Source organism: Pseudomonas sp. 05N432 (assembly GCF_056396945.1).
The window spans coordinates 79,563-93,253 of the sequence record NZ_JBFTMM010000012.1 but is presented as its reverse complement, the minus strand read 5'-3'; the positions used below and the strand labels follow the sequence as shown (position 1 = coordinate 93,253).

The 13,691-nt window shown below is 61.1% G+C and carries 11 protein-coding genes; 3 read left to right on the top strand and 8 right to left on the bottom strand.

The features are described from left to right. Positions 1-162 precede the first annotated feature (162 nt). Together epsC and betT are read left to right on the top strand one after the other, a co-directional pair. Complete coding sequence (gene epsC, locus AC1DHT_RS14705; RefSeq protein ID WP_054595085.1) at positions 163-1,089, top strand: serine O-acetyltransferase EpsC; 927 nt, start codon at positions 163-165, stop codon at positions 1,087-1,089. Between the two features lie 426 nt (positions 1,090-1,515). Further along, on the top strand, positions 1,516-3,477 hold the full coding sequence (gene betT, locus AC1DHT_RS14700; protein ID WP_427543486.1) for a choline transporter BetT: 1,962 nt from the start codon (positions 1,516-1,518) through the stop codon (positions 3,475-3,477). Positions 3,478-3,493: 16 nt separating this feature from the next. Here betT and AC1DHT_RS14695 read toward each other — a convergent pair whose 3' ends face one another. Next, complete coding sequence (locus AC1DHT_RS14695) at positions 3,494-3,751, bottom strand: hypothetical protein (RefSeq protein WP_054595087.1); 258 nt, start codon at positions 3,749-3,751, stop codon at positions 3,494-3,496. A 239-nt stretch (positions 3,752-3,990) separates the two neighbouring features. Between AC1DHT_RS14695 and mgrA the strand changes: the two genes are divergently transcribed. Then, positions 3,991-5,028, top strand: a complete 1,038-nt coding sequence (mgrA, locus tag AC1DHT_RS14690; protein WP_427543398.1) for an L-glyceraldehyde 3-phosphate reductase — start codon at positions 3,991-3,993, stop codon at positions 5,026-5,028. A 157-nt stretch (positions 5,029-5,185) separates the two neighbouring features. Here mgrA and tauD read toward each other — a convergent pair whose 3' ends face one another. From tauD to AC1DHT_RS14655, 7 genes are all read right to left on the bottom strand, one after another. Next, the gene (gene tauD / locus AC1DHT_RS14685) at positions 5,186-6,028 is read right to left on the bottom strand and encodes a taurine dioxygenase (protein WP_427543395.1); all 843 of its coding nucleotides are present in this window, start codon (positions 6,026-6,028) and stop codon (positions 5,186-5,188) included. Between the two features lie 124 nt (positions 6,029-6,152). Continuing rightward, on the bottom strand, positions 6,153-6,992 hold the full coding sequence (gene tauC, locus AC1DHT_RS14680; RefSeq protein ID WP_427543392.1) for a taurine ABC transporter permease TauC: 840 nt from the start codon (positions 6,990-6,992) through the stop codon (positions 6,153-6,155). Continuing rightward, positions 6,989-7,783, bottom strand: a complete 795-nt coding sequence (gene tauB, locus AC1DHT_RS14675) for a taurine ABC transporter ATP-binding subunit (protein ID WP_427543389.1) — start codon at positions 7,781-7,783, stop codon at positions 6,989-6,991. Before tauB ends, tauC begins: the two co-directional genes overlap by 4 nt. A gap of 16 nt (positions 7,784-7,799) precedes the next feature. After that, entirely contained in the window at positions 7,800-8,777 is a 978-nt protein-coding gene (gene tauA, locus AC1DHT_RS14670; RefSeq protein WP_427543483.1) for a taurine ABC transporter substrate-binding protein, read from the bottom strand. A gap of 246 nt (positions 8,778-9,023) precedes the next feature. Then, positions 9,024-10,607, bottom strand: a complete 1,584-nt coding sequence (gshA, locus tag AC1DHT_RS14665; protein ID WP_427543386.1) for a glutamate--cysteine ligase — start codon at positions 10,605-10,607, stop codon at positions 9,024-9,026. Between the two features lie 292 nt (positions 10,608-10,899). Then, positions 10,900-11,283, bottom strand: coding sequence for a PaaI family thioesterase (locus AC1DHT_RS14660; RefSeq protein ID WP_427543383.1), 384 nt, complete (start codon positions 11,281-11,283; stop codon positions 10,900-10,902). After that, complete coding sequence (locus AC1DHT_RS14655) at positions 11,283-13,607, bottom strand: Tex family protein (RefSeq protein ID WP_477761381.1); 2,325 nt, start codon at positions 13,605-13,607, stop codon at positions 11,283-11,285. The genes AC1DHT_RS14660 and AC1DHT_RS14655 overlap by 1 nt, the downstream gene beginning before the upstream one ends. Positions 13,608-13,691 lie beyond the last annotated feature (84 nt).

The following is a 13,691-nucleotide window of genomic DNA, read 5'->3' as shown; positions in this document are numbered from 1 at the left end:
TATAGGCAGGCCGATTTGCTCGGGCAACCGACAATGTCGCTTATGCCAAAAAGTGCTGAGAACAGCACAATTCGTTCTTAATTCCGTTTTGAGCGCATACCGTAAAGTGAATGCCGTTCAGGCGGCCTTACTGTCCGGCCGCCGCACGTGAGGAGTTTTACCGTGAGCCAGCGTTCCAGCCATTGGCAATTACAGACCATCGTCAGCCAACTGCGCACCGCCCGCGACCAGTGGCGTGCGCAGAACGGTCGCATCAGCGGCGAGCAGGGCGGGCGTGAGCTGCCATCGCGCGCGGCGATGGCGGAGATTCTCGAAGCACTGTGTGGAGCGTTGTTCCCGATGCGCCTGGGCCCGGTGGATCTGCGCGAGGAGAGTGAAGACTTCTACGTCGGGCATACGCTGGATGTGGCGCTGAATGCGCTGCTGGCTCAGGCGCGGCTGGAGTTGCGCTACGTCGCACGGCAAAGCGCCCAGGTCGATACCGAAGTCGAGGCGCGGGCGATCAGCCTGATCCAGGATTTCGCCCTGGCCTTGCCAGGTCTGCGCAGCCTGTTGGATTCCGATGTACTGGCGGCGTATCACGGTGACCCGGCAGCACGCAGTGTCGATGAAGTGCTGCTGTGCTATCCGGGGATTCTGGCGGTGATTCACCATCGTCTGGCCCACCATTTGTACCGCGCCGGGCTGCCATTGCTGGCGCGGATCAGTGCGGAAATCGCGCACTCGGCGACCGGCATCGACATTCACCCGGGCGCGCAGATCGGCCGCAGTTTCTTCATCGACCACGGCACGGGCGTGGTGATCGGCGAAACGGCGATCATCGGCGAGCGGGTACGCATCTACCAGGCCGTGACCCTCGGCGCCAAACGCTTCCCGGCCGATGAAGACGGCCAGTTGCAGAAGGGCCATCCGCGCCATCCGATCGTTGAAGACGATGTGGTGATCTATGCCGGCGCGACCATCCTCGGACGGATCACCATCGGCAAGGGCTCGACCATCGGCGGTAACGTCTGGCTGACTCGCAGCGTACCGGCCGGTTGCAACCTGACCCAGGCCAACTTGCAGCATGATGACGGGACGCAGAAGTAAGCCCTGAGGCTTTCACCGCCAGGTCTTCCGCTATCGCGAGCAGGCTCGCTCCCACATTGAATCTGTGTCAGCCCACAAAGTTGTGAACGACACGAACCCTGTGGGAGCGAGCCTGCTCGCGATTGGATTTCAAGCCGAACCGAGATAATGGCATTCAGCCAATTTCCCACTGAACGAATCCTCCAAACCCCGCGTCACACCCACCCTTGAGCTAGCGTACGAAACATACCGCCGAGCCTCGCGATTAGTCCTCACAGCCTATCCATGTTTAACTTGAACGTTCATTCAAGTTAAACCGGTGGTTCGCTGCCCGCTCACAACAGGAGGCTAGCCTTTGCTGAGTCTGTTTTTTACAGCCACGTTTTACCCCCTCGAGGTGCACGCTTCATGAGTGCATCGTTCACCCCTCCAAGCGGTCAGATCCGCATGAATCCGCCGGTGTTCTACTTCGCGGCGACCTTCATTTTACTGTTCGGCCTGGTGGTCATCGCTTTCCCGCAAGAGTCCGGCGCCTGGTTGCTGGCGGCGCAAAACTGGGCAGCCAATACGGTCGGCTGGTACTACATGCTGGCGATGACCCTGTATCTGGTCTTCGTGGTGGTCACCGCCTTGTCTGGCTACGGCAAGATCAAGCTCGGTGCCGACCACGACGAGCCCGAATTCAGTTACCTGTCCTGGGCCGGCATGCTGTTTGCCGCCGGGATCAGCATCACGCTGTTCTTCTTCTGCGTGTCCGAACCGCTGACGCACATGCTGCAACCGCCGCAGGGTGAGGCCGGCACGGCGGATGCGGCACGCCAGGCGATGCAGGTGCTGTTTCTGCACTGGGGCCTGCACGGTTGGGGCGTGTTCGCGTTTGTCGGCATGGCGCTGGCCTACTTTGCCTATCGGCATAACTTGCCGCTGGCCTTGCGCTCGGCGCTTTATCCGCTGATCGGCAAACGCATCAATGGCCCGATCGGTTATGCGGTGGATGGCTTCGGCATCATTGCCACGGTGTTCGGTCTGGGCGCCGACATGGGCTTCGGCGTGTTGCACCTCAACTCCGGCCTCGACTACTTGTTCGGCATTGCCCACACCCAGTGGATTCAGGTCGGCCTGATCACGCTGATGATGGGCGCGGCGATCATCGTCGCCGTCGCCGGCGTCGATAAAGGCGTACGGGTGATGTCCGACATCAACATGCTGCTGGCCTGCGCGCTGTTGCTGTTCGTGTTGTTCGCTGGCCCTACCCAGCACCTGCTCAACACCCTGATCCAGAACCTTGGCGACTACCTCGGCGCCTTGCCGATGAAGAGTTTCGACCTTTACGCCTACGACAAACCCAGCGACTGGCTGGGCGGCTGGACGGTGTTCTACTGGGCGTGGTGGATCGCGTGGTCGCCGTTCGTGGGCCTGTTCATCGCACGTATTTCCCGTGGCCGGACCATCCGCGAATTCGTCTTCGGCGTGCTGTTGATTCCGCTCGGTTTTACCCTGGCGTGGATGTCGATCTTCGGTAACAGCGCCATCGACCAGGTGCTCAACCACGGCATGAGTGCCCTTGGCCTGTCGGCCATCGAGAACCCGTCGATGACCCTCTACCTGCTGCTGGAAACTTACCCATGGAGCAAAACGGTGATCGCCGTCACGGTGTTCATCAGCTTCGTGTTCTTCGTTACCTCGGCCGACTCCGGCACCGTGGTGCTCTCGACGCTGTCGGCCAAGGGCGGTAACGCCGATGAAGACGGGCCGAAATGGCTGCGGGTGTTCTGGGGCGCGATGACCGCGCTGGTCACCAGTGCATTGTTGTTTGCTGGCAGCATCGACTCGTTGAAGTCAGCGGTGGTACTGACCTCGTTGCCGTTCTCGCTGATTCTGTTGCTGATGATGTGGGGGCTCCACAAGGCGTTCTACCTCGAATCGCAAAAGCAGATCGCCCAGTTGCATTCGCTGGCGCCGGTTTCGGCATCGCGGCGTGGCAAGGGTGGCTGGCGTCAGCGCTTGAGCCAGGCCGTGCACTTCCCGTCGCGTGACGAGGTGTACCGTTTCCTCGACACGACGGTGCGTCCGGCGATTGAGGAAGTGACGGCGGTGTTCGCTGAAAAGGGTTTGAAGGTGGTCACCCAACCGGACCCGGCCAACGACAACGTCAGCCTGGAAATCGGTCATGGCGATCAGCCTCCGTTCATCTACCAGGCGCAAATGCGCGGTTACTTCACGCCGTCCTTCGCCCGTGGCGGGATGGGCTCCAAAGAGCTCAACAACCGTCGCTACTACCGGGCTGAAGTGCACCTGAGCGAAGGCAGTCAGGATTACGATCTGGTGGGCTACACCAAGGAGCAAATCATCAACGACATCCTTGATCAGTACGAGCGGCACATGCAGTTCCTGCATCTGGTGCGCTGACCGAGGCCGGTGCTGCTCAGGCGATGTTCAAGGTCATGAACAGCACCAGAGCGGCCACCGGTACGCTGAACACCATGAAGCCCACCATCAATTCGGAGATTAGCGGTTGCCCGGCGGTGATCATGCCGATAGCGCCGTTGATCACCGTCAGCGCCAGCCACAGGACGACGAAACTGTAGGTCAGGGTCTGGCGGCTGAAGCCGAGCTTCTCACCGATGAACAGCATCAGCGCCAGCAAGACCAGGCCGAAGGTGATGATGATCGTGGTGTGCATGATGTGTGCTCCTGAGCCGGTGTTTGTCATACCGAGCATAGGCGTCGTTCAGCACAATGGCGCTGGATTAGGTGGCGGTCAAAGGTCGCCACCCTCAATACACATTCGGCGTAAGGACCAAAATCAAGAAGGATATGAAACGTTTCAGCATTTAGTCGAACTCCCCGTTTTGAATGCGCTGCCTGAGCGTATGCTGGGCAACGCTGACGACTTCGTCGCTCATAACAAGAGAGGGCTCGATGACTTACACCGCTGCTGCTGATCGTTACGACTCCATTCCTTACCGCCGCGTCGGTCGCAGCGGGCTGGTGCTGCCGGCACTGTCGCTGGGCCTGTGGCACAACTTCGGCGACAGCACGCCGATCGATACCCAGCGATCCTTGCTGCGTACTGCCTTCGACCTGGGCATTAACCACTTCGACCTGGCCAACAATTACGGCCCACCGTACGGCAGTGCCGAGATCAATTTCGGTCGTTTGCTGCGTGAAGATTTCAAGCAGTACCGCGACGAGTTGATCATCTCCAGCAAGGCCGGTTGGGACATGTGGCCGGGTCCTTACGGTCAGGGTGGCGGCTCGCGTAAATACGTGCTGGCCAGCCTCGACCAGAGTCTGCAACGCCTGGGCGTCGACTACGTGGACATTTTTTACTCCCACCGCTTCGACCCGGACACTCCGCTGGAAGAAACCGCTGGCGCATTGGCGACTGCCGTGCAGCAGGGCAAGGCGCTGTACATCGGTATCTCGTCGTATTCCGGGGCGAAAACCCGCGAAATGGCTGCACTGCTGAAAGAGTGGAAAGTTCCGCTGTTGATCCACCAGCCGGCTTATAACCTGCTCAACCGCTGGGTGGAAAAAGACCTGCTGGACGCCACCGATGAACTCGGCGCGGGCGTGATTGCGTTCACGCCATTGGCTCAGGGGTTGTTGACCGACAAGTACCTCAACGGCGTACCGAAAGATGCACGGGTCAATCGTCCGGGCGGTGACTCGTTGCAAGCCTCGCACCTGTCCGATGCCAACATTGCCCTGGTGCGCGCGCTCAACGAAATCGCCAAACGCCGTGGTCAAAGCCTGGCGCAAATGGCCCTGGCCTGGACACTGCGCGACCCACGAGTGACCTCGGCGCTGATCGGTGCCAGCCGCCCGGAGCAGATTATCGAGAACGTCGGGGCATTGAAGAACTTGAGCTTCAGCGTTGAGGAACTGGCAGAGATTGACCGGTTTGCCCAGGAGGGCGGGATCAATTTGTGGGAGAAGCCGTCGACGGCGGAGTAAGTGTCCGGCGCTGGAACTTCTGGCGCCTGTCAGATTGCTTTCGCGAGCAAGCCCACATTGGATTGGGGTTGACCACAAATCTGTGGCCAACCGAAAACCCTGTGGGAGCGAGCCTGCCCGCGATGGGGCCAAAAAAAGCAGTAAAGAAGCCAGTGGCTCAGCGGAAAAACGGCACATCCCCCAACACTGTCGCCCGGTGCATCACCCGCCGTGCCGGTCGGTAATCGTCCACCGCAAAATGCTGGGTCACGCGGTTATCCCAGAACGCCACGTCGTTCTCCTGCCAACGCCAGCGAATGGTAAATTCCGGCCGCGTAGCATGGGCGAACAGCAGCTTCAGAATCGCCTCGCTTTCGGTTTCCGACAGCTCATTGATCTTCGTCGTGAAGCCTTCATTGACGAACAACGACTTGCGCCCGCTCACCGGGTGCGTGCGGATCACCGGATGTGACAGTGGAGGATTTTTCTTGCGCGCTTCTTCCCACTGAGCCAGTGCTTCAGGCGTGTTTCCAAAGCGTTCCAGCGGGAAGGATTTGACGAAGTCGTGGGTTGCGGTCAGGCCTTGCAGCAGGTTTTGCAGAGGCACTGAAAGGGCCTCGTACGCCGCGATACCGCTGGCCCACAAGGTGTCGCCCCCAAACTCCGGCAACAGCTTGGCGCTGAGCACCGCGCCAAGGGCCGGGGTCGGCAGGAAAGTCACGTCGGTGTGCCACACGGCGTTGTCGCGTACGTCGGTTTCGGCGGTGTCGAGGATCAACACTTCTGGCTGTTCCGGCACATTCGGATAGATCGGGTGAATGTGCAGGTCGCCGAAATTCGCCGCAAAGCGTGCTTGCTGCTGTGGGTTGATCGGCTGCTCGCGGAAGAACAGCACTTGGTGCTTGAGCAGTGCCTGCTCGATCGCGTCGCGCTGTTCGAGGTTCAGCGGCTGGGAGATATCGACGCCGCTGATCTGCGCACCGAGGGCGGTGCTGAGTGGGGTGACGGTCAGGCTGCTCATGGCTTTCTCTTCAATCCGGGGTGCCGATTGTGGGAGCGAGCCTGCTCGCGAAAGCGGTGTGTCAGGCAAATTTGCTTTGACTGATGAACCRCCTTCGCGAGCAGGCTCGCTCCCACATGAATAATCAGTGCGTCTGGCCATGCCACGGCACCAGTTTGCGTTGCAGCGCTCGCAGGCCCATTTCCATGGCGAAGGCGATCAGCGCGATCACCAGAATCCCCAGCACCACCACATCGGTGACCAGAAATTGCGCGGCCGACTGCACCATGAAGCCCAGGCCGCTGGTGGCGGCGATCAACTCGGCAGCCACCAGCGTCGACCAGCCCACGCCCAAGCCAATGCGCACGCCGGTCAGAATGTCCGGCAACGCGCTCGGCAAAATCACATGGCGGATCAGCTGGGCCCGGGTTGCACCCAACGACTGCGCGGCGCGCAATTTGGCGGGGTCGACGGTGCGTACGCCAGTCGCGGTGGCGATGGCGATCGGGGCGAAGATCGCCAGATAGATCAGCAACACCTTGGACAGCTCACCGATGCCGCACCAGATCACGATCAACGGCAGATAGGCCAACGGTGGTATCGGCCGGTAGAACTCGATCAGCGGATCGAGAATGCCGCGTGCGATGCGGTTGTGACCGATGGCGATACCGACCGGCACGGCGGTCAGGACTGCAAAGCCCAGGCCCAGACCAATCCGGCTGAGGCTTGCGCCCAAATGCTGCCAGAGGGTCGAGTCCATATAACCCGTGGTCGCCAGCAACCAGCCTTTTTGCAGGACGGCCGATGGCGGTGGCAAGAACAACGGTTCGATCAGGCCACTGGCGGTAACAGCCCACCAAACCGCGAGCAAAGCGATCAGCGTCAGTACGCTGATCCAGCGTGTGCCGAGGCTGCGACGCAGCGGAATCAGCGTCGATGGGCTGGCGGGGCTGGCCGTCGTGGCCGGGATTTCATAACTGCTCATGCGCGCTCCTGCCGCTGGGCGGCGCTGCGTTGGGAGAACACACGGGCGAGTACGTGTTCGCGGGTTTCGATAAAGCGTGGGTCGGATTTGATCGCCCGAGCCGATTCGCCAGCGGCGTAACGCTGACCGAAATCCAGCTGCAGGCGCTCGACGATTTGCCCAGGGTTGGGCGCCAACAGAATCAGATCCGTGGCCAGGAATACTGCTTCTTCAATGTCATGGGTAATCAGGAACACCGGTTTGGCGGTGCGTCGCCAGACTTGCAGCAACAGTTCCTGCATCTGTTCGCGGGTGAACGCGTCGAGGGCGCCGAAGGGTTCGTCCATCAGCAGCACGCGTGGGTCGGCAGCGAGTGCGCGGGCCAGGCCGACACGTTGTTTCTGACCGCCTGAGAGCTGCCAGATGCGGCGCGCATCAAAGCCTGCAAGGTCGACCAGCGCGAGCATTTCCCGGGCGCGGACTTCGCGTTTATCACGCGGCACGCCAGCCAGTTCCAGACCGAAACCGACGTTGGCCAACACGTCCTGCCAGGGCAGCAGCGCGTCGTCCTGGAACACCACGCCACGCTCGGCGCCCGGACCTTTGACCGGCACGCCGTCAAGGGTGATGCGTCCGGCGCTGGGTTCGACAAACCCGGCAATCAGGTTCAACAGTGAGGTCTTGCCACTGCCGGACGGGCCGAGGGCGACCAGCAATTGCTGGGGCCCAAGGCTTAAGGAAATGTCCGCCAGCACTGGTTCGGCAGTGCCGGGATACTGTGCGCTGATGCGCTCCAGCTGAAGCAAGGCCATCGCGGTCAACTCCCGATCAATTAGTGATGTACTTGGCGCTGACGTAAGGGGCGTAGTCCGGCAGCACAGCCTCAACCTTGCCTTGTTCCTTGAGGAACGCCGCGGTGTCGGTGATGGCCTTGGTGGTCGGCGCGCCGAGGGTGATCACCTGATCAGCCGCCAGCGGGTAGACGTTGCCTTGCAGCAGCAACGGGATGTCGCTGGCCTTGGCGCCGGAGAGTTTTACCAGTTTGTCGACGTTGCCCTTATCCGCCAGCCAGGCTTGCGGGTCCTTGCGGTAGTGGGCATAGGCGTCGAGGGTGACTTTGGCGAAGGCACTGACGATTTCCGGGTGCTTCTCGGCGAAGTCCTTGCGCACGATCCACGCATCGAAGGTCGGCGCGCCGAACTTGGCCAGTTCGCCGGAAGTGATCAGCACTTTGCCGTTTTCCTTGGCAACGCCCAGCGCCGGGTCCCACACGTAGGTCGCGTCGATGTCGCCACGTTTCCAGGCGGCAATGATTGCCGGCGGCGCGAGGTTGAGGATCTGGACTTTTGATGGGTCGATGTTCCAGTGCTTGAGCGCGGCCAGCAGGCTGTAGTGACCGGTGGAAACGAATGGCACGGCGATTTTCTTGCCGATCAGGTCCTGCGGGGTCTTGATCCCGGAACCATCGCGGGCCACCAGTGCTTCGGCGGCACCGATCTGGGTGGCGATGAGGAAGGTTTCGACCGGAACCTTGCGGGTGATCGCAGCGGTCAGCGGGCTGGAACCGAGGTAGCCGATCTGCACGTCGCCCGAAGCGATGGCGGCGATGATGTCGGCACCGTTGTCGAACTTGCGCCAGTCGATTTTGGCGTGGGTGGCAGTTTCGTAAGTGCCGTCAGCTTGGGCGACTTTAGCCGGGTCGACAGTGGTCTGGTAGGCGACGGTGACATCAGCCGCATGGGCGAAAAAGCTCGCTGCGGCCAGGGACGCGGCCGCCAGGAGGCGTAGGGGGAAGTGCAGTTTCATCATGAAAGTCCTCATCAGGCGGCCGGGGTTTCGGCGAGTGATGAGACTAAATGATCTAAGAATTCAAAAATAAATAACTTTTTCGAATTAGCTTATGAGCGGAAAACCCTGACAGTGACCGCTGCGCGGTCATCGCGAGCAGGCTCGCTCCCACAGGGCTCAATGGTGTTCACACAAATGTGGTCACACCGAAAATCCAATGTGGGAGCGAGCCTGCTCGCGATAAGGTCCGCAGGACCTTCCGGGTCAGTTACTGATCGCCAGAATGCTCGCCTGATACGACCCGACAAACACGTCGAAATCGCCGACTTCGTTCTGCTCAAGCTCAGTTTGCTGGGCCAGCGACGAGCGCGCCAGTTCTTCAAAGCGCGCCTGCTCTTCGGCAGGCAGCGGCTCGCTGCGGAAGAACTCGGCGTGCGCCTGACTCTGACGCAGGGAGAACTGGGCGAAGCTTTCCTTGTGCTCGGTCATCGCTGCCAGCACCTGCGCGGAAGGGGTCAGGGACGGGTCGCGGATTTTTGCTCGTTGCGCGTCGAGGGCTTTGCTGTGGGCGTCGCCACCGTGGCTCTGGTCGAGCAGTGCCGCCAGTGGGGCGATTTTTTCCAGCAGCTCGCTGGCCCACTCCTTCATGTCCACCGACTGGCCATCGCGTTGCAATTGCAGGCCCGGACGGCGACCTTCCTTGACCACGCTGAGGAAGTTCGAGGTGGCGTTGCCGCAGGTGGTGGTGGTCAGCAACGGGCTGTCGTTCAGCGCGCAATACAGCAGGAATGCGTCGAGGAAACGTGCCTCCGGCAAGTCGATACCCATCGGCATGAACGGGTTGATGTCCAGCAAGCGCACTTCAACGTACTGAATGCCACGGGCCATCAGCGCCTGGATCGGCCGCTCGCCGGTGTAGGTCACGCGTTTCGGGCGGATGTTGGAGTAGTACTCGTTTTCGATCTGCAGGATGTTGGTATTGAGCTGAACCCACTCACCGTCCTGGTGCGTGCCGATTTCGACGTACGGCGGGTACGGCGTGGCAACCGCTTTGCGCAGGCTGTCGGTGTAGCTGTTCAGGTCGTTGTAGCACGGCGTCAGCCCGGCTTGCGCGTTGCTCTGGTAACCCAGGTCGCTCATGCGCAGGCTGGTGGCGTACGGCAGGTACAGGGTTTCGGCGTCAAATTGCTCCAACTGATGGGAGCGACCGCGCAGGAAACCGGCGTCCAGCGCTGGCGAGGCACCGAACAGGTACATCAGCAGCCAGCTGTAGCGGCGGAAATTGCGGATCAGCGCGATGTAGGCCGCCGACTGATAGTCGCGGTCGGTGCCGACAAAGCCTTCAGCCTCTTTGAGCAGCGGCCAGAGCTTTTCCGGCAGGGAAAAGTTGTAGTGAATCCCGGCGATGCACTGCATGGTCTTGCCGTAGCGCAGGGCCAGGCCCTTGCGGTAGACGTACTTGAGCTGACCGATGTTGGAGGTGCCGTAGTAGGCGATCGGGATATCTTCCTCGGCCGGCAACGGGCACGGCATCGACGGACTCCACAGGTACTCGTTGCCGAGTTTGCTGTAGGCAAAACGGTGAATCTTGTCCAGGCTCGCCAGCGTGTCCGCCGGGTCCGGCAGGGCAGGCGTGATGAACTCCAGCAGCGACTCGGAATAGTCGGTGGTGATCTGTTCGTTGGTCAGCGCGGAACCCAGGCTTTCAGGGTGCGGCGTTTGCGCCAGGCGACCTTCGCCCGTCACGCGCAGGCATTCACGTTCGATGCCGTGAAGACACTGTTCGAGCAGAGAGAGGTTAGCGCGCTCGCCGAGCAGAGCCAGGCGGCGGTTGAGAAGTTCGCTCAAGTTGGATTCCTTCACGCGTCAGTCGCCCCAATATGGGGGTGGGCAGGACGGTCTACAAGGGTGAAGTTAAAACTGGCGTTTTCGCCTCATTATCGGGCTGCACAGGCCTGCTGCCAGTCAGTCAGGAATTAATCGCCGCAATCCCTGTGGGAGCGAGCCTGCTCGCGAAGAAGAAATGTCAGTCAACATTGAAGTCGCCTGACACACCGCCTTCGCGAGCAGGCTCGCTCCCACAGGGAACGTCGGCGCAGCTTTCGCAGCGCCGAAATTAACTCAAATTGATGACGCGCATCTACAGGACAGCGAACGTGCCTTGTGCTTTTGCGACCAGTTTGTCGCCTTGCATCACATCGGCTTCGACCACCAGCGTGCGCCGGCCCGGGTGAATCACCCGCGCCGTGCACATCACCTCGCCTTCAGCCACGGCGCGGATGTAGTTGATCTTGCACTCGATGGTCGCGCTCTGCTGGTCAAAACCATGGGAACTGGAACAGGCCAGCCCCATGGCAATGTCCACCAGACTGAACAACGCCCCGCCGTGCAGCTTGCCGCCGCGATTGCGCAGCTGCGGCTCAAGGGCCAGGGCGACTTGCGCCACCCCGGTCTCAAGGCTGTGCAAACGGCAACCCAGCAGCTTGAAAAAAGCGCTTTCGGTCAACCCCGCAGGGACTTCCATCAGCGTTTCTTCAGCTGCTTGGCGTTGGCGAACAGCGACGCCATGGCATTGTTGCTCGGCGCCGCTGCCGTGGTTTCCTTACGCGGTGCGGTGTTCGAAGGCTGACGCGGCGCCGAACCTGGACGCGCGCCACGAGCGCCGTCGATCTTCTCGCCCGGAGTGTCGCTCATGCGCATCGACAGACCCACACGTTTGCGCGGGATGTCGACTTCCATGACCTTGACCTTGACCACGTCACCGGCTTTCACCGCTTCACGCGGATCCTTGATGAATTTCTCCGAAAGTGCGGAGATATGCACCAAACCGTCCTGATGCACGCCGATATCGACGAAGGCACCGAAGTTGGTCACGTTGGTCACAACGCCTTCGAGGATCATCCCCAGCTGCAAGTCCTTGAGGTCTTCGACGCCTTCCTGGAACTCGGCAGTCTTGAACTCTGGACGCGGGTCGCGGCCCGGCTTTTCCAGTTCTTGCAGGATGTCGGTGACCGTTGGCAGACCGAAGGTTTCGTCGGTGTACTTCTTCGGATCGAGACGCTTGAGGAAAGCGGCGTCGCCGATCAGCGAACGGATATCGCGGTCGGTTTCAGCGGCGATGCGTTGCACCAGCGGGTAGGCTTCCGGGTGAACCGCGGAGGAGTCCAGCGGGTTATCACCGTTCATCACGCGCAGGAAGCCGGCGGCCTGTTCGAAGGTCTTTTCGCCGAGACGGGCGACTTTCTTCAAGGCAGCGCGGGTTTTGAACGCACCGTTTTCATCGCGGTGGGTCACGATGTTCTGCGCCAGGGTCGCGTTGAGGCCGGAAATGCGGGCCAGCAGCGCAACGGAGGCGGTGTTCACGTCGACGCCAACGGCGTTCACGCAGTCCTCGACCACCGCGTCCAGGCCACGCGCCAGTTTCAACTGCGACACGTCGTGCTGGTACTGGCCGACACCGATGGATTTCGGATCGATTTTCACCAGCTCGGCCAGCGGGTCTTGCAAGCGACGGGCAATCGACACCGCGCCACGGATCGACACGTCGAGGTCCGGGAATTCCTTGGAGGCCAGTTCCGAGGCCGAGTACACCGAAGCGCCGGCTTCGGAGACCATGACCTTGGTCATTTTCATCGCCGGGTATTTTTTGATCAGGTCCGCGGCGAGCTTGTCGGTTTCACGGCTGGCAGTGCCGTTGCCGATGGCGATCAGGTCCACCGAGTGCTTGGCGCACAGGGCCGCGAGCACGGCGATGGTCTGGTCCCACTTGTTATGCGGCACGTGCGGGTAAACCGTGGCGTGATCCAGCAACTTGCCGGTGGCGTCGACCACCGCCACCTTGCAACCGGTGCGCAGGCCCGGGTCCAGGCCCAGCGTGGCGCGTGGGCCGGCAGGCGCGGCCAGCAGCAAGTCGTGCAGGTTGTGTGCGAAAACGTTGATCGCCTCGGTCTCGGCACCGTCACGCAGCTCACCGAGCAGGTCGGTTTCCAGGTGGGTGTAGAGCTTGACCTTCCAGGTCCAGCGCACCACTTCACCGAGCCATTTGTCGGCCGGGCGGTTCTGGTTGGCGATGCCGAATTGCTGACCGATCATGCCTTCGCACGGGTGCATGGTGCCCGGCAGCTCGTCACCGACTTTCAGCGCGGAGCTGAGGATGCCTTCGTTGCGGCCACGGAAAATCGCCAGGGCGCGGTGCGATGGCATGCTTTTCAGCGGTTCGTCGTGTTCGAAATAGTCGCGGAACTTGGCGCCTTCTTCTTCCTTGCCGGYGATCACGCGGGCACTGAGGGTGGCTTCCTGCTTCAGGTAACTGCGCAATTTATCGAGCAGGTTGGCGTCTTCGGCGAAGCGTTCCATGAGGATGTACTTGGCGCCTTCGAGGGCCGCCTTCACGTCCGCCACACCTTTTTCGGCGTTGACGAAGCGTGCGGCTTCGGTGTCTGGCGTCAGGTTCGGATCGTTGAACAGGCCGTCGGCCAGTTCGCCGAGGCCGGCTTCCAGGGCAATCTGGCCCTTGGTGCGGCGCTTTTGCTTGTACGGCAGGTACAAGTCTTCAAGGCGGGTCTTGGTGTCGGCGAGTTTGATATCGCGCTCGAGTTGCGGGGTCAGCTTGCCTTGCTCTTCGATGCTGGCAAGGATGCTGATGCGCCGTTCGTCGAGTTCTCGCAGGTAGCGCAGACGCTCTTCCAGATGACGCAATTGCGTGTCATCGAGGCTGCCGGTCACTTCTTTCCGGTAGCGGGCGATGAAGGGCACCGTGGAGCCTTCATCGAGTAGCGCGACGGCCGCTTCGACCTGTTGTGGGCGTACACCGAGTTCCTCGGCGATGCGGCTGTTGATGCTGTCCATAAAACCACCTGACAAATTGTGAAAGCAGGCTCGCGGGCGCAGGGAATAAGGCCCGGCGAGTCTGGTTGAGCGGCCTGGCCAGCA